Raw genomic sequence first — 25,817 nt, forward strand, 5'->3', positions numbered from 1 at the left:
CGCACTCTTCAAGCACTCGAGCGTCGAGTGCCGGGTGGGGGCTTCCGGTTGGCCGGCAGCGGCGTTTCTGCCCTCTGTCCGACTCGACCTGCGCCCTGTACGTCAGATAAAGCACGATGTGTGCCATGTCTGAGGCGATTCCCGCGAGAGCCGCTTGGCAGCGGGCTGACGGCTAAGTCAGCTAGGGGCGTATAAGACGCCAAAATAACCCGCCAGCAAATCAGGACAATCACCAATCTTGTGCAAGTCGCCCGTGCTACGTGCGTTTGCGTCGATATTGCACCGCAGCGAAACATGTGCTGCCGGTGCCGGATTCGCACATCGAAGACGATGGCGCGCATTAAAATCGCGCATCGGTATCGACGATTGATGAGGAGAGGGGATGAACGTTACGCTGCGCCAGCTTCGCGTATTCATCGAGGTTGCGCGGCTCCGGAGCTTCAGTCGCGCGGGCGACGAGATCGGGCTCACGCAGTCCGCGGTCAGTCGTTGCGTGCGCGAACTCGAGACCGAGCTCGGACTGAAGCTGATCGACCGGACGACGCGCGACGTGCAGTTGACCGACGTCGGGACGAACCTGATCGCGAGCGTGTCCCGCCTGATCGCCGATCTCGACGACACGCTGCGCGAGATTCGCGAGATCGGCGAGCAGCGGCGGGGGCGCGTGATCGTCGCTGCGAGCCCGACGATCGCGTGCCGGCTGATGCCGCGCGTCGTCGCGTCGTGCGAGCGCCGGTTCCCGTTCGTCACGCTCGGCCTGCGTGACGACGTGCAGAGCGACGTCCTGCGCAAGGTGAAGTCGAGCGAAGTCGATTTCGGCGTTGTCATCGGGCCGCTCGCCGTTGCCGATCTCGTGTGCGAACCGTTGATGACCGACTCGTTCTGCCTGGTGGCGCGCGCCGATCATCCGCTCGCGGCGCGGGCCGAGGTGCCGTGGACGGCGCTCGACGGCGAGCGTCTCGTGCTGCTCGACCATGCGTCCGGAAGCCGGCCGCTGATCGACGCCGCGCTGGCCGCCCATCGGGTCAATGCGACGGTCATGCAGGAGCTCGGGCATTCGGCGACGGTGTTCGGGCTCGTCGAGGCCGGCGTCGGGGTGAGCGTGCAGCCGTGGCTGTCGCTGCCGCTGCCGGCCGGATCGACACTGGTCGCGCGGCCGCTGACGCCGCGTACCGAGCGCACCGTCGAGCTGGTGCGCCGCCGCGACCGCTCGCTGTCGCCGGCCGCGCAGGCGATCTGGGAACTCGTGCGCCAGATGCCGGCGCGGGCGGAGGATCTCGACTGAAAGGGTGCGGATCGGGCGCGCACGCCGGTACACTACGCGGATCGTGTTCCTCGGTGGCGGTTCTCGATGACGCATTCCGCAGATGTCGGCCCGGCGACGGGCGAGCCGGCGGCGCGCAGCGCAGTTCAGGCGCTGCGTCCGTCGCTGATCCGGGAAGTGGCGAACGCCGGCTTCGGCGTACCCGACGTGCTGCCGTTCTGGTTCGGCGAATCCGATCGCGTGACGCCCGAATTCATTCGCGACGCGGCTGCCGCGGCACTGCGCGACGGTGCGACCTTCTACACGCACAACCTCGGCACCGTGCCGCTGCGCAACGCGATTGCGACCTATGTCGGTGCGCGTCACGGTGCGACGGCGGCCGATACGATCGCCGTGACGAGTTCGGGCGTGAGCGCGCTGATGCTGGCCGCGCAATTGCTGGTCGGCCCGGGCGACCGCGTCGTCGCCGTCACGCCGCTCTGGCCGAACCTCGTCGAGATCCCGAAGATCCTCGGTGCACAGGTCGAGTGCGTGTCGCTCCGCCATGGCGATGCGGGCTGGCGGCTCGACGTCGACCGGCTGCTCGCGGCGCTGACGCCCGGCACGCGGATGCTGTTCGTCAACTCGCCGAACAATCCGACCGGCTGGGTGATGTCCCGCGACGACCAGCAGGTCGTGCTCGCGCATTGCCGGCGCCACGGCATCTGGGTGGTCGCCGACGAGGTATACGAACGGCTCGTGTTCGGCACGGACGGCGCGCCGTCGTTCCTGGACATCGCATCGCGCGACGAGCGGGTAATCGTCGTGAATTCGTTCTCGAAGGCCTGGGCGATGACGGGCTGGCGGCTCGGATGGCTGGTCGCGCCGGCGTCGGTGATGGGCGATCTGTCGAAGCTGGTCGAGTACAACACGTCGTGCGCGCCGGGTTTCATCCAGGCCGCGGGAGAAGTCGCGCTGCGTGACGGCGAGCCGTTCGTGCAGTCGTTCGTCGCGGCGCTGCGCGGTGCGCGTGACCACCTGGTCGCCGCGCTGCGCACGTTGCCGGGCGTCGACGTGCCGCCTCCGCCGGGTGCGATGTACCTGTTCCTGCGGTTGCCGGGCGCGGACGACAGTCTTGCGTTCTGCAAGTCGCTGGTGCGCGAGGCGGGGCTCGGGCTGGCGCCCGGCCGCGCGTTCGGCCCGGAGGGGGAAGGGTTCGTGCGCTGGTGCTACGCGTGCGATCCGGTGCGGCTCGAGGCAGGCGTCGAGCGCTTGCGGGCGTTCCTCGCGCGCGGCGCAGGCCTGCGTTGAAGCGGGGACGGAGCGGGTGCGGCGTGCGGGTGGCGGGCCTTTCGGCTCATCTTTACGCACCGGGCAATTTTGCGTAAGATGGCGCTCAGTCACGCGGTTCCGTCGTTGAACCGTGCTGTTCCGTCCGGTTTGGGCCTGGCTTGAAGTTGGTTCGCCGCCCCCGGTTCGTGCTCCCATCAATATGACCGATCAGAATCGGGCGAGCGCGTCTTCCGTTCCTTTCGTCTGTTTGTTGATCCGGTTCGTTTGACCACAGGGTCTGGCCTAGCTGCATGAATACCCAAGAGGCGAAGATCGTCCTCGAGACTGCTTTGATCTGCGCGCAGGAACCGCTGAAGCTCGGCGATTTGCGCAAGCTCTTTGCCGACGGCGTGTCGGCTGACACGGTCCGCACGTTGCTCGAAGATCTGAAACAGGATTGGTCCGGCCGCGGTGTCGAACTGGTGGCGCTGGCAACCGGATGGCGCTTCCAGAGCAAGCCGGCGATGCGCCATTACCTGGACCGACTGCATCCCGAGAAGCCGCCGAAATATTCGCGTGCGGTGCTCGAGACGCTCGCGATCATTGCGTATCGGCAACCCGTCACGCGTGGCGACATCGAAGAGATTCGCGGCGTCACGGTCAATACGCAGGTGGTCAAGCAGCTCGAGGATCGCGGCTGGATCGAGGTGATCGGGCATCGCGACGTGCCGGGCCGCCCGGCGCTGTACGCGACGACCAAGCAGTTCCTCGACGATCTCGGCCTGAAGGCGCTCGACGACCTGCCGGCGCTCGAGGAGCCGGCGGCGAACATCGAAGCCGCGCTGCTCGCGCAGCAGGCGATGGACTTCGACGGCGATGCGCCGGCGGCGGACGCGGTGCCGGAATCCGGCGAAGCGCCGGCCGACGAGCCGCACGTTCGGCCGGATGAATTGCCGGGCGACGCCGCAACGGAAGGCGCGCCGACGCAGGAAATGCCGAACCGCGATACGCTGGAAGCGGATCGCGTTCAGAGCGAACAGGGCGGCGCCGAAGCAGCGCCGGCCGGCGGGCAGCCCGAGCCGCTGCACGCGGTGTGGGACGAGGAAGATCGCAAGCCGGCTGCCGACGCGGTTGCCGGAGACGGAGCGGAAGCGGCCGGCGACATGCCGGGCGAGGCTGGCCAGGCCGACGCCTCACGCTCCCGTCCCGCGGACGGCGAGTTGCTGGACGATACGTCCGACAGCCTCGCCGACGCCGTACGCAGTGCCAGCGCGCCCATCGGCGCCGACGCGCTGCCGGACGACGAAGCAGAACCCGAACAGCGCCGCGCCTGATCGCGGCCGACTTCTTGCCGCGCCCGAGTCGGGCGCGAGACCTGACATTTTGAGGTTGTTTTGACTGATATCCACGATATTGAATCGTCCGCGCCTGCCGTGCAGGCCGCGCGTGCCGACGATGCGCCGGAGCAGGACGCTCCGGCCGCGGGTGGTGACGAGCGTCCCCGCCGCGGCCTGCGGCGCGGCCCGCGCAGCCTGATCGCGCGTCGCCGCGCGGCAGCCAAGTCGAAGGGCGATGGCGAGTCGCAGGGCGGCGAGGGCGCGGAAGCGCAGCCGGCCGACGCGGCGGAAGCGCAGCCCGCACGCGCGCCGCGCAAGGAAGGTGCGGCCAAGGGTGGCCGCAAGCCGGCCGGCAAGCGCGAAGGCGCAGCCAAGGGTGCCCAGGGCGGGCAAGGCGGCCAGGGGCGACGCGGCGGTTCGGCGAAGGCCGAGGGCGGCGCGGCGAAGGCCGAAGGCGACGCAGCGTCGCAGGACGATCTGTTCGCCTATGTGACGTCGCCGGCATTCGACGCGGACAATTCGGCGGGCGGCAGCGGCGTACGTGCGCCGATGCTGCGTCGCGGCCGCAGCCAGCCGGCGAACAAGCGCGTGCTGTCGCCGGACGACGACGCGCCGAAGCTCCACAAGGTGCTCGCGGAAGCCGGCATGGGTTCGCGCCGCGAAATGGAAGAGCTGATCGTCGCCGGCCGCGTGTCGGTGAACGGTGAGCCCGCGCATATCGGCCAGCGCATCATGCCGACCGATCAGGTTCGCATCAACGGCAAGCTGGTCAAGCGCAAGCTGCCGAACAAGCCGCCGCGCGTGCTGCTGTACCACAAGCCGACCGGCGAGATCGTCAGCCACGCGGACCCGGAAGGTCGTCCGTCGGTGTTCGACCGCCTGCCGCCGATGAAGACGGCGAAATGGCTCGCGGTGGGCCGTCTCGACTTCAACACCGAAGGCCTGCTGATGCTGACGACGTCGGGCGATCTCGCGAACCGCTTCATGCATCCGCGCTACAGCGTCGAACGCGAGTACGCGGTGCGCGTCGTCGGCGAACTGTCCGAAGGGATGCGGCAGAAACTGCTGCATGGCGTCGAGCTCGATGACGGCCCGGCGAACTTCCTGCGCATCCGCGACGGCGGCGGCGAAGGCACGAACCACTGGTATCACGTTGCGCTGGCCGAAGGCCGCAACCGCGAAGTGCGCCGGATGTTCGAGGCGGCCGGCCTGATGGTGAGCCGCCTGATCCGTACGCGCCACGGTCCGATCCCGCTGCCGCGCGGCCTGAAGCGCGGTCGCTGGGAAGAGCTCGACGAGGCGCAGGTGCGCAAGCTGATGGCGACCGTCGGCCTGAAGGCGCCGTCCGAGGAAAAGGGCAAGCGCGGTGGTGGCGGGCAGGCCGAGCGCCGCCAGCCGGATCCGATGCAGACGTCGATGGGCTTCATCGGCCGCGAGCCGGTGCTGACGACGCATGGTCAGCTCGACCAGCCGCGTCGCGGTGGCGGCCGGCGCGGCGCCCCGGGCCTGCCCGGCCTGAGCGGTTACGGCAGCTTGCCGGTTTCGCCGTCGGGTTATGGCAACCGCTCGGGTGGCGGTCGCGATGTCGACGGCAATCGTGCGTCGTATGGCGCGGGCCCCAAGCGTGAAGGCGCTGGCGGCAAGCGCGGCGGCGGCAAGGGCGGCAACCGCAATCCCAACGGCAATCGCGCCGAAGGCGCCGGCAACGGCGGTGGCGGTGCGCGCGGCGGTCAGCGTCCGCAGCGCAATCGCTCGCGGGGCCGCTGAGCGTTTGCGGCGTCCGGCGGCGTGAAGCCGCCGGTGTGCCGGCGAAATCGGCACGAGTCCGGTTGGGTCGGCACCTCGCCCTGCGTGGTTTGCTTTTGACTGTATATATATCGCGCTGCCGGACTATGCCGCCTGGTCGGACAGTCCGGTTTCGCATTTTTGGTCGGTAAAGGCGGGCTGGACGCTGCTTTTACCGGCTGGCTTGGCGTTTGCGCCAAAAATCGCTATAATCGCGGAGTCGCTGGGCGTACGGATTCAATGTGCGGCTCAGGTGCGACCACCAGTAAGAAGATGGGCGTTCCGCCCATTTTTTTTTGCTGAAACGGTTAGGCATCTCGGGTAGCGCTTCCTGCGCCGGCTAAGGCGCGCGCCCGCGGGTGAATCGCGAGCGGCGGGCGCGAACACCTGAGAGGACACTGTGCAACTGACGGAACTGATAGAAACCACGGTCACCGGGCTCGGCTACGAGCTGGTGGATCTCGAGCGCACCGGGCGCGGCATGCTTTGCATCTACATCGATCAGCCTGCCGGCATCTCGCTCGAAGATTGCGAAAAGGTCACGCGTCAGCTCCAGCACGTCTTGACGGTCGAAAACATCGATTACGAACGGCTCGAAGTCTCGTCCCCGGGGCTCGACCGCCCGTTGAAGAAGCTGGCCGACTTCGAGCGCTTCGCCGGCAGCGAAGTTTCCGTGACCTTGAAAAAGCCGCTGGACGGGCGCAAGACGTACCGGGGCATTCTGCACGCGCCGAATGGCGAAACGATCGGTTTGGAATTTGAGAGGAAGAAGGGCGAGGCAGCCATGCTGGATTTCACGCTGGCCGATATCGACAAAGCCCGCCTGATTCCGCAAGTTGACTTTAGGAGCCGCAAATAATGAGTCGCGAAGTGTTGATGCTGGTGGATGCGCTGGCGCGCGAGAAAAACGTCGACAAGGATGTGGTGCTGGGCGCCCTCGAGGCCGCGCTCGCTTCCGCTTCCAAGAAGCTGTTCGACGAAGGCGCCGAAATCCGCGTCCATATCGATCGCGAAAGCGGCGAGCACGAAACCTTCCGTCGCTGGCTCGTCGTGCCCGACGAGGCAGGCTTGCAGGAGCCGGATCGCGAGATCCTGCTGTTCGAAGCACGTGAGCAGAAGCCCGACGTCGAAGTCGGCGAATTCATCGAGGAGCCGGTGCCGTCGATCGAGTTCGGCCGTATCGGCGCGCAGGCCGCGAAGCAGGTGATCCTGCAGAAGGTGCGCGATGCCGAACGCGAGCAGATTCTGAACGACTACCTCGAGCGCGGCGAAAAGATCATGACCGGCACGGTGAAGCGCCTCGACAAGGGCAACTTCATCGTCGAATCGGGCCGTGTCGAAGCGCTGCTGCGCCGCGACCAGCTGATCCCGAAGGAAAACCTGCGCGTGGGCGACCGCGTGCGTGCCTACATCGCGAAGGTCGACCGCACCGCGCGCGGCCCGCAGATCGAACTCTCGCGCACGGCGCCCGAGTTCCTGATGAAGCTGTTCGAGATGGAAGTGCCGGAAATCGAGCAGGGCCTGCTCGAGATCAAGGCAGCCGCTCGCGATCCGGGCGTGCGCGCGAAGATCGGCGTGATCGCCTACGACAAGCGGATCGATCCGATCGGCACCTGCGTCGGCATCCGCGGTTCCCGCGTGCAGGCCGTGCGCAACGAGCTCGGTGGCGAAAACATCGACATCGTGCTATGGTCCGAGGATCCCGCCCAGTTCGTGATCGGCGCGCTCGCGCCGGCAGCCGTCCAGTCGATCGTCGTCGATGAAGAAAAGCACTCGATGGACGTCGTCGTCGACGAAAACGAGCTGGCTGTCGCGATCGGCCGCAGCGGTCAGAACGTTCGCCTTGCCAGCGAACTGACCGGCTGGCAGATCAACATCATGACGCCGGACGAATCCGCCCTGAAGCAGGGTGAAGAGCGCGACCGACTGCGTTCGCTGTTCATGGCGCGTCTCGACGTCGACGAAGAAGTTGCCGACATCCTGATCGACGAAGGCTTCACGAGCCTCGAAGAGATCGCGTACGTGCCGCTCAACGAAATGCTCGAAATCGAGGCGTTCGACGAGGACACCGTGCACGAACTGCGCAACCGCGCACGCGACGCACTGTTGACGATGGCGATCGCGAACGAAGAAAAGGTTGAAAATGCAGCGCTGGATTTGAAGGGCCTCGACGGCATCACGCCGGAGTTGCTCGCGAAGCTGGCCGAACATGGCATGCAGACGCGCGACGATGTCGCCGAGCTGGCCGTGGATGAACTGGTCGATATGACCGGGATGGAAGAGGATGCCGCTAAGGCGTTGATCATGAAAGCACGTGAACACTGGTTCCAGTGAGAAATGACCATGGCGCACTGATTTGATGGCGGCCGTATGGCCTGACCCGATGCTAACCGCAAGGAATCGGTCCTTGCACTAAGAGGAATGAATGGCGAGTAACAACGTAGCCCAATTTGCCGCGGAACTGAAAATGCCTGCTGGTGTGCTGCTCGAACAGCTGCAGGCAGCGGGCGTCCAGAAAGCGAGTGAAGACGATGCGCTGTCCGAAGCGGACAAGGCGCGTCTGCTCGATCATTTGCGCAAGTCACACGGCGCAACCGACGGCGACAAGCGCAAGATCACGCTGACCCGCAAGCATACGTCGGAGATCAAGCAATCTGACGCGACGGGCAAGGCTCGCACCATTCAGGTCGAGGTCCGCAAGAAGCGTACGTTCGTCAAGCGCGACGACGTGGCCGAGGGTGCGGAACAGGGTCAGGCGCAGGTCGCCGAAGCGGACGACGATGCGGAACTGAAGCGTCGCGAGGAAGAAGCGCGCCGCGAGGCCGAGCTGCTCGAGAAGCAGGCGCAGGAACTGCGCGAGCGTCAGGAGCGCCTCGAGCGCGAGGAAGCCGAGCGCCGTGCCCGTGAGGAAGCGGCCGAAGCCGAGCGCCGCCGTGCCGAGGAAGAAGCGGCGGCGAAGCGTGCCGCGGCCGAAGCCGCAGCGGCACAGCAGGCGGCTGCCCAGCAGGCCGCCGAGGCTCAGCAGGAAGCAGCCGGTGCGCAGTCCGCGCAGGATGAAGCACGCGCGGCCGCCGAACGTGCGGCCCAGCGCGAAGCGGCGAAGAAGGCCGAGGATGCTGCCCGCGAGGCTGCGGACAAGGCGCGCGCCGAGCAGGAAGAGATCAGCAAGCGTCGCGCGGCGGCAGAAGCCGAAGCACGCGCGATCCGCGAAATGATGAACACGCCGCGCAAGGCCGTGGTCAAGGCAGTCGAGCCGCCGAAGCCGGTGGAACCGCCGAAGCCGGCCGAAGCGAAGGGCACGCTGCACAAGCCGGCAAAGCCGGCGGGCGCAGGCGCGCAGGCACGTCCGGCCGTGAAGAAGCCGGCCGGTGCAGCGCCGGCGGCCACGACGGCACCGGCAGGCGCGGGCGACCGCAACAAGAAGCCGGGCGGCGGCAAGGGCGGCTGGCAGGACGACGCAGCGAAGCGCCGCGGCATCAAGACGCGCGGCGATTCGAGCGGCGGCGTCGACCGCGGCTGGCGCGGCGGCCCGAAGGGTCGCGGCCGTCACCAGGACAGCGCATCGACGTTCCAGGCACCGACCGAACCGATCGTGCGTGAAGTGCACGTGCCGGAAACCATCTCGGTTGCCGATCTCGCGCACAAGATGTCGATCAAGGCCTCCGAAGTCATCAAGGTGATGATGAAGATGGGCCAGATGGTCACGATCAACCAGGTGCTGGACCAGGAAACGGCGATGATCGTCGTCGAGGAACTGGGCCACCGCGCGGTTGCCGCGAAGCTGGACGATCCGGAAGCACTGCTGGTCGAAGGCGAGACCGGAACCGATGCGGAGCAGCTGCCGCGCCCGCCGGTCGTCACCGTGATGGGTCACGTCGACCACGGCAAGACCTCGCTGCTCGACCACATCCGCCGCGCGAAGGTTGCAGCGGGCGAAGCGGGCGGCATTACGCAGCACATCGGCGCATACCACGTCGAAACGCCGCGCGGCGTCATCACGTTCCTCGATACGCCGGGTCACGAAGCGTTCACGGCAATGCGTGCACGCGGCGCGAAGGCGACCGACATCGTGGTGCTGGTGGTGGCTGCCGACGACGGCGTGATGCCGCAGACGAAGGAAGCCATCGCGCACGCGAAGGCGGGTGGCGTGCCGATCGTCGTGGCGATCAACAAGATCGACAAGCCGGAAGCGAACCCGGACCGCGTCAAGCAGGAACTGGTCGCGGAAGGCGTCGTGCCGGAAGAATACGGTGGCGATTCGCCGTTCGTGCCGGTGTCGGCCAAGACGGGCGCCGGTATCGACGACCTGCTCGAGAACGTGCTGCTGCAGGCCGAAGTGCTGGAACTGAAGGCACCGGTCGAGGCGCCGGCGAAGGGCATCGTGATCGAAGCGAAGCTGGACAAGGGCAAGGGCCCGGTCGCGACGATCCTGGTGCAGTCGGGTACGCTGAATCGCGGCGACATCGTGCTCGCAGGCACGGCTTACGGCCGCGTGCGTGCGATGCTCGACGAGAACGGCAAGCCGACGAAGGAAGCCGGCCCGTCGATCCCGGTCGAAATCCAGGGTCTGTCGGAAGTGCCGGGTGCAGGCGAGGAAGTGATCGTGCTGCCGGACGAGCGCAAGGCGCGCGAAATCGCGCTGTTCCGTCAGGGCAAGTTCCGCGACGTCAAGCTGGCGAAGCAGCAGGCCGCGAAGCTGGAAAGCATGCTCGAGCAGATGGGCGAAGGCGAAGTGCAGAACCTGCCGCTCATCATCAAGGCAGACGTGCAGGGCTCGCAGGAAGCGCTCGTGCAGTCGCTGCTCAAGCTGTCGACCGACGAAGTGCGCGTGCAGATCGTGCACAGCGCGGTGGGCGGCATCAGCGAGAACGACGTCAACCTGGCAACGGCATCGAAGGCGGTCATCATCGGCTTCAATACGCGTGCGGATGCACAGGCGCGCAAGCTGGCCGAAGCGAACGGTATCGACATCCGCTACTACAACATCATCTACGACGCAGTGGATGAGGTGAAGGCCGCGATGTCGGGCATGCTGGCGCCGGAGAAGCGCGAAGTCGTGACCGGCATGGTCGAGGTGCGCCAGGTGTTCAAGGTGCCGAAGGTCGGTACGGTTGCCGGCTGTATGGTCACCGACGGTATCGTCAAGCGCTCGTCGTCGGTTCGCGTGCTGCGCAACAACGTCGTGATCTTCACGGGCGAACTCGAATCGCTGAAGCGCTTCAAGGACGACGTGAAGGAAGTCAAGCAAGGCTTCGAGTGCGGTATGTCGGTGAAGAACTTCAACGACATCATCGAAGGCGACCAGTTCGAAGTCTTCGAAGTGACCGAAGTCGCACGGACGCTGTAATCGTCGCGTATCGGCTCATGGGGCGGGGCAGGCTTGGGCCTGTCCCGCCCATTTTCATGGTGGCGTGCCAACGGCGCGCCGCTTTATCCTGATAAACGGATCACGGATCGATCATGTCCAGGAAACGTACTTCCCCCAATCGCAACGTTCAGATCGCCGACCAGATTCAACGCGATCTGTCCGAACTCATCATGCGCGAGGTCAAAGACCCGCGCATCGGTATCGTGACCATCCAGAGCGTGGAGCTCACGCCGGACTACGCGCATGCCAAGGTCTATTTCACGGCGCTGACCGGCGATCCGGACAAGACGCAGGAAGCGCTGAACCACGCGTCGGGCCACCTGCACAACCTGCTGTTCAAGCGCCTGCACATTCATACGGTGCCGACGCTGCACTTCCATTACGACCAGACGATCGAGAAGGCGGTGGAAATGTCGCGCCTGATCAAGGAAGCCAACTCGACGCGCGCGAAGGACGATGACGAAGCCGACGCGCCCGCGAAGGACGATTGAGCGCGCACGCCCCATGACGACTGCAGCTCCCCAGCGTCCACGCGTGCCGCGGCGCGCGCTGGATGGCGTCCTTCTGCTCGACAAGCCGGTCGGCCTGTCGAGCAACGACGCCCTGATTCGCGCGAAGCGCCTGCTTCTCGCGAAGAAAGCCGGCCATACCGGCACGCTCGATCCGCTGGCCTCGGGCCTGTTGCCGCTGTGCTTCGGCGAAGCGACGAAGTTCTCGCAGGACTTGCTGGAAGCGGACAAGACCTACGAAGCGACGATGCGTCTCGGCGTGCGCACGACCACCGGCGACGCGGAAGGCGACGTGCTCGACACGCGCGCCGTCGAATGCGACCGTGCGGCGGTCGAAGCGGCGCTCGCGCGCTTTACCGGCGAGATCGTGCAGGTGCCGCCGATGTATTCGGCGCTCAAGCGCGATGGCAAGCCGCTGTACGAATACGCGCGTGCGGGCCAGACCGTCGAGCGGGAAGGCCGCAACGTGACGATCCATGCGCTCGATCTGCTCGCGTGCGAGCTGCCCGACGTGACGTTCCGCGTGACCTGCAGCAAGGGCACGTATGTGCGCACGCTGGCCGAAGACATCGGCGAAGCGCTCGGCTGCGGCGCACATCTGACGATGCTGCGTCGCACGGGTGTCGGCGCGCTGACGCTCGAACATGCGGTGACGCTCGACGCGCTGTCCGACGCTGCCGAAGCGGCGCGCGACGCCTGGCTTCAGCCGGTCGACGCGTTGCTGTCGACGTTTCCGCTGGTACGCCTCGACGAAACCAGCGCGAAGCGATTCCTGCACGGCCAGCGCCTGCCGCTGTCGGCGCTCGATCCGATCGATGCAGCCGAGGGCGGGCGCGTGCGCGTGTACGACGCGCAGCGACTGCTCGGCGTGGCGCGCAAGGCCAACGGCGTGCTCGCGCCCGAACGCCTCGTCGTGACGGCTGCGTAACGCGCGACGCGCAAGCGCCGTCGTCGGAACGAAAAAAACCCGGTCGATTTCGACCGGGTTTTTTGTTGGGCGCGCTCGTTCGAGCGCGGTGCTCAGTGTGCAGCCGACGCCGCCGCACCCGCATCGCCGCCGCCCGCGCGCTCCGGCTTCGTGATCCAGATCAGTCCGATCAGCAGCACGAAGATCGCCGCCGAGATGTAGAACAGGTCGTTCACGCCGAGTTGCGCGGCCTGCTGCGTGGCCATGTTGTTGATGAGGCCGTGCGCCTGGTCCTGCGTCAGCCCGAGGCTGCGCATCTGTGTGACGGCCTGGTTGAACGTCGGGTTGTACGGGTTCGCCTGCTCGACCAGTTGCGCGTGATGGAAGTTGTTGCGGTGGTCCCACGCGGTCTGGAAGATCGATGTGCCGATGCCGCCGCACATGATCCGCACGAAGTTCGACAGGCCGGACGCCGCGGGAATGCGGTTGCCGGGCAGGCCGGACAGCGTGATCGACACGAGCGGGATGAAGAAGCCCGCCATCGCGATACCCTGCACGAGCGTCGGCAGCGTCAGCGACCATTCGTCGACGCCCGTCGTGTATCGCGAACGCATCCAGAAGCACAGCGCAAACGTCAGGAACGACGCCGTCGAGATGAAGCGCGGATCGGTACGCGGCAGATACTTCCCGGTGAGTGGCGACAACAGGATCGCGAACAACCCGACCGGCGCCATCACGAGGCCGGCGTCGGTCGCGGTGTAGCCGATTTGCGTCTGCAGCCACAGCGGCAACAGCACGAGATTGCCGAAGTACAGGCCGTACCCGATCGACAGTGCGACTGTGCCGCCGGTGAAGTTCCGCATGCGGAACAGCGACAGGTCGACGACCGGGTGCTCGGCGGTCAGCTCCCAGATCACGAAGAACGCGAACGCAATGACAGCGGTCAGCGCGAGCACGATGATGGTCGTCGACGCGAACCAGTCGAGATCCTTGCCCTTGTCGAGCATGATCTGCAGCGAGCCGACCCAGATGACCAGCAGCGCGAGGCCCACGCCGTCGATCGGCGCGCGGCGCACGGCCGACTCCCGATTGCGATAGATCGCCCACGTCGCGGCGGCGGCGGCGATGCCGACCGGGATGTTGACGTAGAAGATCCACGGCCACGAATAGTTGTCCGAGATCCAGCCGCCGAGAATCGGGCCCGCGACGGGCGCGATCAGCGTCGTCATCGCCCATAGTGCGAGCGCCATCGGTGCCTTCGCGCGCGGATAGCTCGACAGCAGGAGCGCTTGCGACAGGGGAATCATCGGGCCCGCGACCGCGCCCTGCAGCACGCGCGAGCCGAGCAGGAACGGCAGGTTCGGCGACAACCCGCACATCCACGACGAGATGACGAACAGGATGATCGACGCGAGGAACAGGCGGACCTGACCGAAGCGGTCGGTCAGCCAGCCCGTCAGCGGCACCGAGATCGCGTTCGCGACGGCGAACGACGTGATGACCCACGTACCCTGGTCGGACGACACGCCGAGGTCGCCCGAGATGGTCGGGATCGCGACGTTCGCGATGGACGTGTCGAGCACGTTCATGAACACCGCGAGCGATACCGCGATCGTCCCGAGCACGAGTTGCCCGCCCTGTAGCGGCGGGTGGGAGACAGGAGCCTGTGCCATGTCGATAGTTTTCCGGAGTCGGAACCGTTACATCATCTTGGCGGCGGCGTTCGACTTCGCCGCGGCCGGTGCGGGCGCGTTGCCGCCGGCGTTCTCGGCGATGATGCGCGCGATCTCGGCGTCGGCTTCGTCGCCGTACTTCGCGAACACGTTCGTTTCGTAGACCGTGTTCTGCGCGTTGGCGAGCTGGTCGCCGCGCTCGTCCTTGATGTCGACGTCGACCTGCATCGACAGGCCGATGCGCAGCGGATGCTTCTCGAGTTCCTTCGGATCGATCTCGATACGCACCGGCAGGCGCTGCACGACCTTGATCCAGTTGCCCGTCGCGTTTTGCGCCGGCAGCAGCGAGAACGCCGAACCCGTGCCGGCCGAGAAGCCGACGACCTTGCCGTGGTAGACGGCCGACGAGCCGTAGATGTCGGCGGTCAATTCGACCGGCTGGCCGATGCGCATGTGCTTGAGCTGGACTTCCTTGAAGTTCGCGTCGACCCACACCGCGTTCAGCGGCACGACCGACATCAGCGGGTTGCCCGGCGACACGCGCTGGCCGACCTGAACCGAGCGCTTCGCGACATAGCCGGTGACCGGTGCGGGCAACACGTTGCGCGCGTTCGCGAGGTACGCGTCGCGAACCTTCGCTGCCGCGGCCATCACGTTCGGGTGCGACGCGATCGTCGTGTTCGCGGTCAGTGCGCGGTTCGATGCGAGCTGCTGTTGCGCCGCGTCGACCGACGCCTGCGCGGCGCGCACCGCGTCGCGTGCATGGGAGATTTCTTCCTGCGACACGGCGCCCGTCTGCGCGACGGCCATCCGGCGGCGCAGGTCGTCCTGCGCCTTCGACAGGTCGGACTGGCGCAGCGCGACTTGCGCGCGGTACTGGTCGTCGTTGACAAACAGGCCGCGCACCTGGCGCACCGTCTGCGCGAGATTGGCCTCGGCCTGCTGCAGCGCGACCTGCGAGTCGGCCGGGTCGAGCACGACCAGCGGATCGCCGGCCTTGACCGTCTGCGTATCGTCGGCCTTCACGGCGATCACGGTACCCGTGACCTGCGGCGTGATCTGCACGACGTTGCCGTTCACGTATGCGTCGTCCGTCTCTTCATGGAAGCGCGCGACGAGGAAGTAGTACAGACCGTACGCGATGGCCGCGATCACGATGACCGCGATCAGCAGCGTCATCATCCGTTTGCGCTTCCCGTTGTTCTGCGGCTGTGCGCTGGCGGCGTTTTGTTGAGGGTCGCTCATGGCGATTTTCTCCGTCCGTTATTTCGAGTGTCTGCGTAGTGGTGGCGCCGGATCAGTTGGCGGCCTGTCTTGTCTGCTTGTCGGCGTCGGGCGCGGCGAGCCGCGTGCCGGTCGCGTCGAACCCGCCGCCGAGCGCCTTGATCAACGCGAGCTGCATGTCGCGCCGGCGCATCTTCAGGTTGGTCACCGTCTGTTCCGATGCGAGGCGGTTGGTGTCCGCGGTCAGCACCTGGAGCTGCGGCGACAGGCCCGCCTTGTAGCGGATCACGGCGAGGTCGTACGCCCGCGTCGACGCATCGAGCGCACGCTGCGCGTCATCCATCTGGCGATCGACCGCACGGATCGACGCGACCTGCGTCGCGACGTCGTTCAGCGCGCTGATCAGCGTCTGGTTGTAGTTCGCGACCGACAGGTCGAAGTCCGCGTAGCGGCCCTTGAGCTGCGCGCGCAACGCACCGGCATCGAAGATCGGCAGGTGGATGGCCGGGCCGAACTGCGCCTGGCGGCTCGCGAAATTCAGGAATTTGCCCCAGCCGAACGCATCGAAGCCGAAGCCGGCCGCGAGGTTCACGTCGGGGAAGAATTCGGCCTTCGCTTCCTTCACGTCGTGCATCGCGGCCTCGACCTGCCAGCGCGCGGCGACGATGTCGGGGCGGCGCGACACGAGGTCGGCCGGCAGGTTGCCGGGCAGTGCGACTTCGCCGGTCGGGTTCATCACCGGCGCGGCGATCTGCAGCCCGCGATCCGGCCCCTTGCCGAGCAGTGCGGCGAGCTGGTAGCGCACGGTCGTGATCTGGCCGTCGAGGTCGGACAGCGATGCCTGGGTCGTCGCGATGTTGCCGCGCGCAGTCTGGCGTTCCACGTTGGTGTCAAGACCGGCCGACACGCGGCCGTCGGTGATCCTGCCGACCGTCTGGCGGTTGGCGATCTCGCGCTGCGCGATGTCGCGCAGCGCATACAGCTGGGCGAGCGAGTTGTAGGTGCGGGCCACCGACGACGCGAGCGTGATGCGCGCCTGTTGCATGTCGGCCTCGGCGGCCTTTTCCTGCGACACGGCGGTGTGCAGGCGCTCGCGGTTCTTGCCCCACAGGTCGAGATCCCACGACGCGCTCGCGAGCGCGTTGTTCTCGCTGTACCACTGGCCGCCGTACGGGGGCGGGAACAGCGCGTTCGACGAATACAGCTCGCGTGTCCACGAGTAGCTGGCTTCGGCTTTCGGCATCAGGTTCGAGCGCGACGACTCGATGTACGACGACGCCTTCGCGATGCGCGCCTGTGCCTGCGCGATCGACGGGTTGCCCTGGAGCGCCTCGTCGATCAGCTTCGGCAACTGCGGATCGCCGAACTGGTTGGCCCAGTCGAGCGCCGGCCACTGGCCGCCCTGGGCCGGCAGGCTCTGGGCGGTTTCGAATTGCGATGCGGGTGCGATCTGCTTGTCGCTCTTGATGCCGATGTAGTTTGCGCAGCCCGCCAGCGCCAGCGCGGCAACCGCGGCGGCGACGGCGGCGCGGCACGACCCGGCGCGCACGGACAACGGGGAGGATTTCATCGCGCTGTTCCCTGACTCGGAATGAATGATGGACACTGCAAGGATTTCCTTACATTAATCTGTCAAAAGTAATTGTTATGGCAACTATTACGTGATGCTGCCGCCCGCGGTTTCGCAGTAGTTGCTGAGAATGCGGCGCAGCATGCTCTTCAGGAACCCGACTTCTTCCGGCGTAAATCCGTCCAGCAGCTCGTCGAGCACGCTACGGAACACCGGCGGCAAACGCTCGGCAAGCGCGCGGCCTTCATCGGTCAGCTCGAGGCGTACGACCCGCCGATCCTCGATGCTGCGCACGCGGGACAGCAGGCCGCGTTTCTCGACGCGATCGAGCAGGCGCGTGACCGCGCTCGCGTCGATCCCGTATTCCCGCGCGAGTTCGGCGGCCGTCGAGCACTTTCCGACGGCGATCATGAACAGCATGCTCGCCTGCGTGCCCGTGATGCCGAGCTCTTCCTGCGTGCGCTGCGTGACGAGGTTGGTCATCACCGACTTCACACGCGACATCAGATAACCGACGCTGTCGTTCATCTGATACGAGGACAGCGGCGAAACGGGCGGTTGGGAAGGAGAATCCGACATAAAACCCTGAAGCTGCAATAGTTGACTAGGCAGCAGTATAGGCGCTATTTGCTTGCCGCGGCAAATATTAATCGAACGGGCGGGCGGGCGCTGCGCGGCCCGAAATTCCCTTGCGGGCGTCAGGGTCTTCGTTCGTGGGCGGTGTGTCCGCAGGCGAAATCGCCCTCTGCGAGGCGAGGGCGGGGCGCATCATCTTTCGCGTTGCAACACACGGTCCGGCTCTCGACATTCTCACGTGCTATAATTTGAGGCTTTCCAAGCTGCAACGCGCGCGCACGTGTCCCGGTGACTGACGAGCGTGCGCGTTTGCGCGTTCAACGATTTTCAGGTTTCTATGACCCGCGCCCTTCGCAATATCGCCATCATCGCTCACGTCGACCACGGCAAGACCACGCTCGTCGACCAACTGCTCCGCCAGTCCGGCACCTTCCGCGAGAACCAGCAGATTGCCGAGCGAGTGATGGACTCGAACGACATCGAAAAAGAGCGCGGGATCACGATTCTCGCGAAGAACTGCGCGGTCGAATACGAAGGCACGCACATCAACATCGTCGACACGCCGGGGCACGCGGACTTCGGTGGCGAGGTGGAGCGTGTGCTGTCGATGGTCGACTCGGTGCTGCTGCTCGTCGACGCGGTCGAGGGCCCGATGCCGCAAACGCGCTTCGTCACGAAGAAGGCGCTGGCGCTCGGCCTGAAGCCGATCGTGGTCGTCAACAAGATCGACCGTCCGGGCGCGCGGATCGACTGGGTCATCAACCAGACCTTCGACCTGTTCGACAAGCTCGGCGCGACCGAAGAGCAGCTCGACTTCCCGATCGTCTACGCATCGGGCCTGAACGGCTATGCGTCGCTCGATCCGGCGACCCGCGAAGGCGACATGCGCCCGCTGTTCGAGGCGATCCTCGCGCACGTGCCGGTTCGCCCGGCCGATCCGGAAGCGCCGCTGCAGCTCCAGATCACGTCGCTCGACTACTCGACGTACGTCGGCCGGATCGGCGTCGGCCGCATCACGCGCGGCCGCATCAAGCCGGGCCAGCCGGTCGTGATGCGCTTCGGTCCGGAAGGCGACGTGCTGAACCGCAAGATCAACCAGGTGCTGTCGTTCAAGGGCCTCGAGCGCGTGCAGGTCGAGTCGGCTGAAGCCGGCGACATCGTGCTGATCAACGGTATTGAAGACGTCGGCATCGGCGCGACGATCTGCGCGGTCGACACGCCGGAAGCGCTGCCGATGATCACGGTCGACGAACCGACGCTGACGATGAACTTCCTCGTCAACTCGTCGCCGCTGGCAGGCCGCGAAGGCAAGTTCGTGACGAGCCGCCAGATCCGCGACCGCCTGATGAAGGAACTGAATCACAACGTCGCGCTGCGCGTGAAGGACACGGGCGACGAAACGGTGTTCGAAGTGTCGGGCCGCGGCGAACTGCACCTGACGATTCTCGTCGAGAACATGCGCCGTGAAGGGTATGAGCTGGCCGTGTCGCGTCCGCGCGTCGTGATGCAGGAAATCGACGGTGTGCGCCACGAGCCGTACGAGCTGCTGACGGTCGACGTCGAAGACGAACACCAGGGCGGCGTGATGGAAGAGCTCGGTCGCCGCAAGGGCGAAATGCTCGACATGGCATCGGACGGCCGCGGCCGCACGCGCCTGGAATACAAGATCTCGGCACGTGGCCTGATCGGCTTCCAGAGCGAATTCCTGACGCTCACGCGCGGCACGGGCCTGATGAGCCACATCTTCGACTCGTACGCACCGGTCAAGGACGGCTCGGTCTTCGAGCGCCGCAACGGCGTGCTGATCTCGCAGGATGACGGCGCCGCGGTCGCCTACGCACTGTGGAAGCTGCAGGATCGCGGCCGCATGTTCGTGAAGCCGGGCGATGCGCTGTATGAGGGCATGATCATCGGCATCCACAGCCGCGACAACGACCTCGTCGTGAACCCGATCAAGGGCAAGCAACTGACCAACGTGCGCGCGTCGGGCACCGACGAAGCCGTGCGCCTCGTGCCGCCGGTCCAGATGTCGCTCGAATACGCGGTCGAATTCATCGACGACGACGAACTCGTGGAAGTGACGCCGCAGTCGATCCGCCTGCGCAAGCGCTTCCTGAAGGAGCACGAGCGTCGCCGCGCGAGCCGCGAAGGCGCGGTCGACTAAGTTCGATCGTTCCCTTGCATGATGAAAAAGGCTGCCTTCGGGCGGCCTTTTTTGCATCTGCGCGATGCGCAATCGAGCGGGCTGCAAAACACTGTTCCCGCGGGTCGTGGCAATCCGGCAAAACCCCGTCGCGCGGTGCTTTCGGGCACATTTCGTCGTGAACTTCGGTAACGGTTCTGTGATATGCTGCGCGCACGCAAGTTTTAGGTCCTTCCAAGCAAGACTTGATTCGCAATCCGCTAAACGGTCAGGCCGTGTCGCGGAAGGTTGAGTAACCCGCTATTTCTCGAGAAGCTCGAAGAAAGGTGAGCGTAAAATGTCAGATGTAATGAAGCAGTTTCAGCTGAACTCCTATCTGTTCGGCGGCAATGCTTCGTACGTTGAAGAACTGTACGATGCATACCTCAACAATCCGGCATCGGTGCCGGAGAACTGGCGAGAGTATTTCGACGCGCTGCAGAACGTGCCTGCAACCGACGGCTCGAATGCCAATGACGTCGCTCATTTTCCGATCGTCGAATCGTTCGCCGAGCGCGCGAAGGCCAATGCCTTCATCCCGCGCGAAAGCACCAGCAATCTGGCGACCGCGCGCAAGCAGGTCCACGTCCAGTCCCTCATCAGCGCATATCGCTTCCTCGGCTCGCAATGGGCCAATCTGGATCCGCTGAAGCGTCGCGAACGTCCCGCCATTCCCGAACTCGAACCCGCGTTCTACGACTTCTCCGAAGGCGACCTCGACCAGACGTACAGCGCAAGCAACCTGTATTTCGGCTTCGACCAGGCTTCGCTGCGCGACATCGTCAAGGGCCTGCGTGACACGTATTGCGGCACGATCGGCGCCGAATACATGTACATCAGCGATCCGGAGCAGAAGCGCTGGTGGCAGGAGCGCCTGGAATCGACCCGCGCGACGCCGTCCTTCTCGATCGACAAGAAGAAGCACATCCTGAATCGCCTGACGGCAGCGGAAGGCCTCGAGCGCTATCTGCACACCAAGTACGTCGGCCAGAAGCGCTTCTCGCTCGAAGGCGGCGAAAGCTTCATCGCGGCGATGGACGAAGTCGTCCAGCACGCGGGCAAGCGCGGCGTGCAGGAAATCATCATCGGCATGGCCCACCGCGGCCGTCTGAACGTGCTGGTCAACACGCTGGGCAAGATGCCGGCCGACCTGTTCGCCGAATTCGAAGGCAAGCACGTCGACGACCTGCCGGCCGGTGACGTGAAGTACCACAAGGGCTTCTCGTCGGACGTGTCGACCGAAGGCGGTCCGGTCCACCTGTCGCTCGCGTTCAACCCGTCGCACCTCGAAATCGTGAACCCGGTGGTCGAAGGTTCCGCGAAGGCGCGGATGGACCGTCGCGGCGACGAAGACGGCCTGCAGGTGCTGCCGGTGCAGATCCACGGCGACGCGGCCTTCGCCGGCCAGGGCGTCGTGATGGAAACGCTGAACCTCGCGCAGACGCGCGGTTACGGCACGCACGGCACGCTGCACATCGTCATCAACAACCAGATCGGCTTCACGACGTCGGACCCACGCGATGCGCGCTCGACGCTGTACTGTACCGACGTGGTCAAGATGATCGAAGCGCCGGTGCTGCACGTGAACGGTGACGATCCGGAAGCCGTCGTGCTCGCGATCCAGATCGCGATCGACTACCGGATGCAGTTCCACAAGGATGTCGTGATCGACATCGTCTGCTTCCGCAAGCTGGGTCACAACGAGCAGGACACGCCGGCGGTCACGCAGCCGCTGATGTACAAGAAGATCGCGCAGCACCCGGGCACCCGTGCGCTGTATGCCGAGAAGCTCGTGCAGCAGGGCGTGATCACCGCGGAAGACGCCGACAACTACGTGAAGGCGTACCGCAAGGCGATGGACGACGGCCACCACACCGTCGATCCGGTCCTGTCGAACTACAAGAGCAAGTACGCGGTCGACTGGGTTCCGTTCCTGAACCGCAAGTGGACGGACGCAGCCGACACGGCCGTGCCGCTCGCCGAACTGAAGCGCCTGGGCGAACGCATCACGACGGTCCCGGAAAACTTCAAGGTTCACCCGCTCGTCGAGCGCGTGATCAACGACCGCCGCAACATGGCGCGCGGCGACCAGCCGCTTGACTGGGGCATGGGCGAACACCTCGCGTTCGCGTCGCTCGTCGCATCGGGCTACTCGGTGCGCCTGACGGGCCAGGACTCGGGCCGCGGCACGTTCACGCACCGTCACGCGGTGCTGCACGACCAGAACCGCGAGCGCTGGAACGACGGCACGTACGTGCCGCTGCAGAACATCGCCGACGGTCAGGCGAAGTTCACGGTGATCGACTCGGTGCTGTCCGAAGAAGCTGTGCTGGGCTTCGAATACGGTTACTCGACCGCCGAGCCGAACACGCTCGTGCTGTGGGAAGCGCAGTTCGGCGACTTCGTCAACGGCGCGCAGGTCGTGATCGACCAGTTCATCTCGTCGGGCGAAGTGAAGTGGGGCCGCGTGTCGGGTCTCACGATGCTGCTGCCGCACGGCTACGAAGGCCAGGGTCCGGAACACTCGTCGACGCGTATCGAGCGTTTCCTGCAACTGTGTGCCGATCACAACATGCAGGTCGTCCAGCCGACGACGCCGGCGCAGATCTTCCACCTGCTGCGTCGCCAGATGATCCGCCTGTTCCGCAAGCCGCTGATCGTCGCCACGCCGAAGTCGCTGCTGCGCCACAAGGAAGCGGTGTCGGACCTGTCGGAACTCGCGAAGGGTTCGTTCCAGCCGGTGCTGGGCGAAACCGACGGCGGCATCGACGCGAAGAAGGTCAAGCGCGTGCTGGCTTGCTCGGGCCGCGTGTACTACGACCTCGTCGCGCATCGCCGCGAAGCGAAGGCGAACGACGTCGCGATCATCCGTATCGAGCAGCTGTATCCGTTCGCGCACAAGCAGTTCGAAGCCGAAATGAAGAAGTACGAGAACGCGACTGAAGTGGTCTGGGTGCAGGACGAGCCGCAGAACCAGGGTCCCTGGTTCTACGTCGAGCACCACCTGAAGGAAGGCATGAAGGAAGGGCAGAAGCTGGCATACAGCGGCCGTCCGGCTTCGGCCTCGCCGGCGGTTGGCTACTACGCGAAGCACTACGAGCAGCAGAAGGCCCTCATCGAAGGTGCATTCGGCCGCCTGAAGAGCGCATCGATCGCGAAATAACCGACGTCAAGCGAAACGGGAAGGCGCACTGCGCTTTCCCGTCTCTTTTGGCCTGCCGGGCGCGTCGCGCGCCGCACCGGCCGAAGGAATCGCACGAACCTCGTCATACCCCAGATTAAGCATCCAGGAAAATCACATGGCTATCGTAGAAGTCAAAGTCCCCCAGCTTTCGGAGTCGGTTTCGGAAGCCACCATGCTGCAGTGGAAGAAGAAGCCGGGCGAAGCAGTCGCGCAGGACGAAATCCTGATCGAACTCGAGACCGACAAGGTCGTGCTCGAAGTGCCGGCACCGGCCGCGGGCGTGCTCGCGCAAGTGCTGCAGAACGACGGTGACACCGTGGTCGCCGACCAGATCATCGCGACGATCGACACCGAAGCGAAGGCAGGTGCTGCCGAAGCAGCGGCAGGCGCCGCCGAAGTGAAGCCGGCGGCAGCCCCTGCTGCAGCCGCACCGGCAGCACAGCCGGCCGTCGCGACCGCGTCGAGCTCGGCCGCCGCATCGCCGGCCGCAGCGAAGCTGCTGGCCGAGAAGGGCCTGTCGGCAGGCGACGTCGCAGGTTCGGGCCGTGACGGCCGTGTCACGAAGGGCGACGCGCTGGCCGCAGGCAGCGCACCGAAGGCTGCTCCGGCCGCCGCACCGGCGAAGGCCGCTGCTGCGAAGCCGGCGCTGCCGGAAGTGAAGGTGCCGGCATCGGCAGCGACGTGGCTGAACGATCGTCCGGAACAGCGCGTGCCGATGTCGCGCCTGCGTGCGCGTATCGCCGAGCGTCTGCTCGAGTCGCAGCAGACCAATGCGATCCTGACGACGTTCAACGAAGTGAACATGGCTCCGGTCATGGAACTGCGCAACAAGTACAAGGACAAGTTCGAGAAGGAACATGGCGTGAAGCTCGGCTTCATGTCGTTCTTCGTGAAGGCGGCCGTGCACGCGCTGAAGAAGTTCCCGCTGGTGAACGCGTCGATCGACGGTAACGACATCGTCTATCACGGCTACTTCGACATCGGTATCGCGGTCGGTTCGCCGCGCGGCCTGGTCGTGCCGATCCTGCGCAACGCCGATCAGCTGAGTCTCGCCGAGATCGAGAAGAAGATCGCCGAATTCGGCCAGAAGGCGAAGGACGGCAAGCTGTCGATCGAGGAAATGACGGGCGGTACGTTCTCGATCTCGAACGGCGGCGTGTTCGGGTCGATGCTGTCGACCCCGATCATCAACCCGCCGCAATCGGCCATCCTCGGCGTGCACGCGACGAAGGAACGCCCGGTTGTCGAAAACGGCCAGATCGTGATCCGTCCGATCAACTACCTGGCCCTGTCGTACGACCACCGCATCATCGACGGCCGCGAAGCAGTCCTGTCGCTCGTCGCGATGAAGGATGCGCTGGAAGATCCGGCACGCCTGCTGCTCGACCTGTAAGCCGAGTCTCACTGCATTGACCCGCCCCGCACGCTCGCGCACTTGCGCGAGCGTGCGGGCGTACAAGTAGAAAGGATTGTCATGTCCAAGGAATTTGACGTCGTCGTGATCGGCGCCGGCCCCGGCGGCTACATCGCCGCGATTCGCGCCGCGCAGCTCGGCAAGACCGTTGCCTGTATCGAGAAGTGGAAGAACCCGGCCGGCGCGCTGAAGCTCGGCGGTACCTGCCTGAACGTCGGCTGCATCCCGTCGAAGGCGCTGCTCGCCTCGTCGGAAGAGTTCGAGAACACGTCGCATCACCTGGCCGACCACGGCATCACGGTCGACGGCGTGAAGATCGACGTCGCGAAGATGCTCGGCCGCAAGGATGCGATCGTCGAGAAAATGACGAGCGGGATCGAGTTCCTGTTCAAGAAGAACAAGATCACCTGGCTGAAGGGCCATGGCAAGTTCACCGGCAAGACCGATGCCGGCGTGCAGATCGAAGTGAGCGGCGAGGGTGAAACCGAAGTCGTCACCGCGAAGAACGTGATCATCGCGACGGGCTCGAAGGCGCGTCACCTGCCGGGTATCCCGGTCGACAACAAGATCGTGTCGGACAACGAAGGTGCGCTGACGTTCGACTCGGTGCCGAAGAAGCTCGCCGTGATCGGCGCAGGCGTGATCGGCCTCGAGCTCGGCTCGGTGTGGCGTCGCCTGGGTGCCGAAGTGACGGTGCTCGAAGCGCTGCCGGCATTCCTCGGTGCAGCCGATGAAGCGCTCGCGAAGGAAGCGGCCAAGCTGTTCAAGAAGCAGGGCCTCGACATCCATCTCGGCGTGAAGATCGGCGAAGTGAAGACGACCGCCGACGGCGTGTCGATCGCTTACACGGACAAGGACGGCAACGCGCAGACGCTCGACGCCGACCGCCTGATCGTGTCGGTCGGCCGTGTGCCGAACACCGACAACCTCGGCCTCGAGGCAATCGGCCTGAAGGCGAACGAGCGTGGCTTCATCGACGTGGACGACCACTGCCGTACCGCGGTGCCGAACGTCTACGCGATCGGCGACGTGGTGCGTGGCCCGATGCTCGCGCACAAGGCGGAAGACGAAGGCGTGCTGGTCGCGGAAGTGATCGACGGCCAGAAGCCGCACATCGACTACAACTGCATTCCGTGGGTGATCTACACGTACCCGGAAATCGCATGGGTCGGCAAGACGGAACAGCAGCTGAAGGCCGAAGGCCGCGAGATCAAGTCGGGCAAGTTCCCGTTCTCGATCAACGGCCGCGCGCTCGGCATGAACGCGCCGGACGGTTTCGTGAAGATGATCGCGGACGCGAAGACCGACGAACTGCTCGGCGTGCACGTGATCGCCGCAAACGCGTCGGACCTGATTGCGGAAGCCGTGGTGGCGATGGAGTTCAAGGCGGCGTCGGAAGACATCGCCCGCATCTGCCATCCGCACCCGTCGATGTCGGAAGTGATGCGCGAAGCGGCGCTCGCCGTCGACAAGCGCTCGCTGAACAGCTGAGCGCGGTATAGCGCCGGCCGGCCATTGGCCGGTGCAGCAGTCTCATGACGAAGGCGGGCGGGGTTTCCCGCTCGCCTTCGTT

At 65.5% G+C, this 25,817-nt stretch carries 17 protein-coding genes; 13 read left to right on the top strand and 4 right to left on the bottom strand.

Annotated features, from left to right (window positions below; genetic code table 11):
* Positions 1-382 precede the first annotated feature (382 nt).
* The 9 genes from DIE16_RS27310 to truB all read left to right on the top strand — a co-directional run bounded on the left by DIE16_RS27310 (position 383) and on the right by truB (position 12,442).
* Positions 383-1,285 carry a LysR family transcriptional regulator gene (locus tag DIE16_RS27310; RefSeq protein ID WP_124893771.1) on the top strand — a complete coding sequence of 301 codons (903 nt, stop codon included), beginning with the start codon at positions 383-385 and terminating at the stop codon, positions 1,283-1,285.
* 66 nt (positions 1,286-1,351) lie between these two features.
* Positions 1,352-2,554, top strand: coding sequence for a pyridoxal phosphate-dependent aminotransferase (locus tag DIE16_RS27315; RefSeq protein ID WP_124893772.1), 1,203 nt, complete (start codon positions 1,352-1,354; stop codon positions 2,552-2,554).
* A gap of 272 nt (positions 2,555-2,826) precedes the next feature.
* Complete coding sequence (scpB, locus tag DIE16_RS27320; protein ID WP_124893773.1) at positions 2,827-3,849, top strand: SMC-Scp complex subunit ScpB; 1,023 nt, start codon at positions 2,827-2,829, stop codon at positions 3,847-3,849.
* A gap of 60 nt (positions 3,850-3,909) precedes the next feature.
* Positions 3,910-5,619, top strand: coding sequence for a 23S rRNA pseudouridine(2605) synthase RluB (rluB, locus tag DIE16_RS27325; RefSeq protein ID WP_124893774.1), 1,710 nt, complete (start codon positions 3,910-3,912; stop codon positions 5,617-5,619).
* 418 nt (positions 5,620-6,037) lie between these two features.
* On the top strand, positions 6,038-6,496 hold the full coding sequence (rimP, locus tag DIE16_RS27330; RefSeq protein WP_014897219.1) for a ribosome maturation factor RimP: 459 nt from the start codon (positions 6,038-6,040) through the stop codon (positions 6,494-6,496).
* Positions 6,496-7,971 (top strand): transcription termination factor NusA, encoded by a 1,476-nt coding sequence (gene nusA, locus DIE16_RS27335; RefSeq protein ID WP_044846033.1) that lies wholly within the window; start codon positions 6,496-6,498, stop codon positions 7,969-7,971. Before rimP ends, nusA begins: the two co-directional genes overlap by 1 nt.
* A gap of 91 nt (positions 7,972-8,062) precedes the next feature.
* The gene (infB, locus tag DIE16_RS27340) at positions 8,063-10,984 is read left to right on the top strand and encodes a translation initiation factor IF-2 (RefSeq protein WP_124488901.1); all 2,922 of its coding nucleotides are present in this window, start codon (positions 8,063-8,065) and stop codon (positions 10,982-10,984) included.
* A gap of 113 nt (positions 10,985-11,097) precedes the next feature.
* Positions 11,098-11,496, top strand: coding sequence for a 30S ribosome-binding factor RbfA (gene rbfA / locus DIE16_RS27345; RefSeq protein WP_006495346.1), 399 nt, complete (start codon positions 11,098-11,100; stop codon positions 11,494-11,496).
* A 13-nt stretch (positions 11,497-11,509) separates the two neighbouring features.
* Positions 11,510-12,442, top strand: a complete 933-nt coding sequence (gene truB / locus DIE16_RS27350) for a tRNA pseudouridine(55) synthase TruB (RefSeq protein ID WP_124893775.1) — start codon at positions 11,510-11,512, stop codon at positions 12,440-12,442.
* A gap of 92 nt (positions 12,443-12,534) precedes the next feature.
* Here truB and DIE16_RS27355 read toward each other — a convergent pair whose 3' ends face one another.
* The 4 genes from DIE16_RS27355 to DIE16_RS27370 all read right to left on the bottom strand — a co-directional run bounded on the left by DIE16_RS27355 (position 12,535) and on the right by DIE16_RS27370 (position 17,467).
* Entirely contained in the window at positions 12,535-14,094 is a 1,560-nt protein-coding gene (locus DIE16_RS27355; protein ID WP_044846030.1) for a DHA2 family efflux MFS transporter permease subunit, read from the bottom strand.
* Positions 14,095-14,121: 27 nt separating this feature from the next.
* Positions 14,122-15,339, bottom strand: a complete 1,218-nt coding sequence (locus tag DIE16_RS27360) for an efflux RND transporter periplasmic adaptor subunit (RefSeq protein ID WP_044846029.1) — start codon at positions 15,337-15,339, stop codon at positions 14,122-14,124.
* Positions 15,340-15,391: 52 nt separating this feature from the next.
* Positions 15,392-16,888 (bottom strand): efflux transporter outer membrane subunit, encoded by a 1,497-nt coding sequence (locus tag DIE16_RS27365; RefSeq protein ID WP_124488904.1) that lies wholly within the window; start codon positions 16,886-16,888, stop codon positions 15,392-15,394.
* 87 nt (positions 16,889-16,975) lie between these two features.
* Positions 16,976-17,467, bottom strand: a complete 492-nt coding sequence (locus DIE16_RS27370) for a MarR family winged helix-turn-helix transcriptional regulator (protein ID WP_014897211.1) — start codon at positions 17,465-17,467, stop codon at positions 16,976-16,978.
* A gap of 334 nt (positions 17,468-17,801) precedes the next feature.
* Between DIE16_RS27370 and typA the strand changes: the two genes are divergently transcribed.
* The 4 genes from typA (at position 17,802) to lpdA (ending at position 25,735) form a co-directional block, all read left to right on the top strand.
* Positions 17,802-19,628 (top strand): translational GTPase TypA, encoded by a 1,827-nt coding sequence (gene typA, locus DIE16_RS27375; RefSeq protein WP_044846027.1) that lies wholly within the window; start codon positions 17,802-17,804, stop codon positions 19,626-19,628.
* A gap of 316 nt (positions 19,629-19,944) precedes the next feature.
* A complete protein-coding gene (locus DIE16_RS27380) occupies positions 19,945-22,809 on the top strand; it encodes a 2-oxoglutarate dehydrogenase E1 component (protein ID WP_044846026.1) in 2,865 nt (954 codons plus the stop codon).
* 136 nt (positions 22,810-22,945) lie between these two features.
* Positions 22,946-24,223, top strand: a complete 1,278-nt coding sequence (gene odhB / locus DIE16_RS27385; protein WP_044846025.1) for a 2-oxoglutarate dehydrogenase complex dihydrolipoyllysine-residue succinyltransferase — start codon at positions 22,946-22,948, stop codon at positions 24,221-24,223.
* Between the two features lie 81 nt (positions 24,224-24,304).
* Positions 24,305-25,735, top strand: coding sequence for a dihydrolipoyl dehydrogenase (gene lpdA / locus DIE16_RS27390; protein ID WP_044846024.1), 1,431 nt, complete (start codon positions 24,305-24,307; stop codon positions 25,733-25,735).
* Positions 25,736-25,817: the final 82 nt, after the last annotated feature.

Source organism: Burkholderia sp. Bp9090 (genome assembly GCF_003857985.1).
Taxonomy (GTDB): Bacteria; Pseudomonadota; Gammaproteobacteria; order Burkholderiales; family Burkholderiaceae; genus Burkholderia.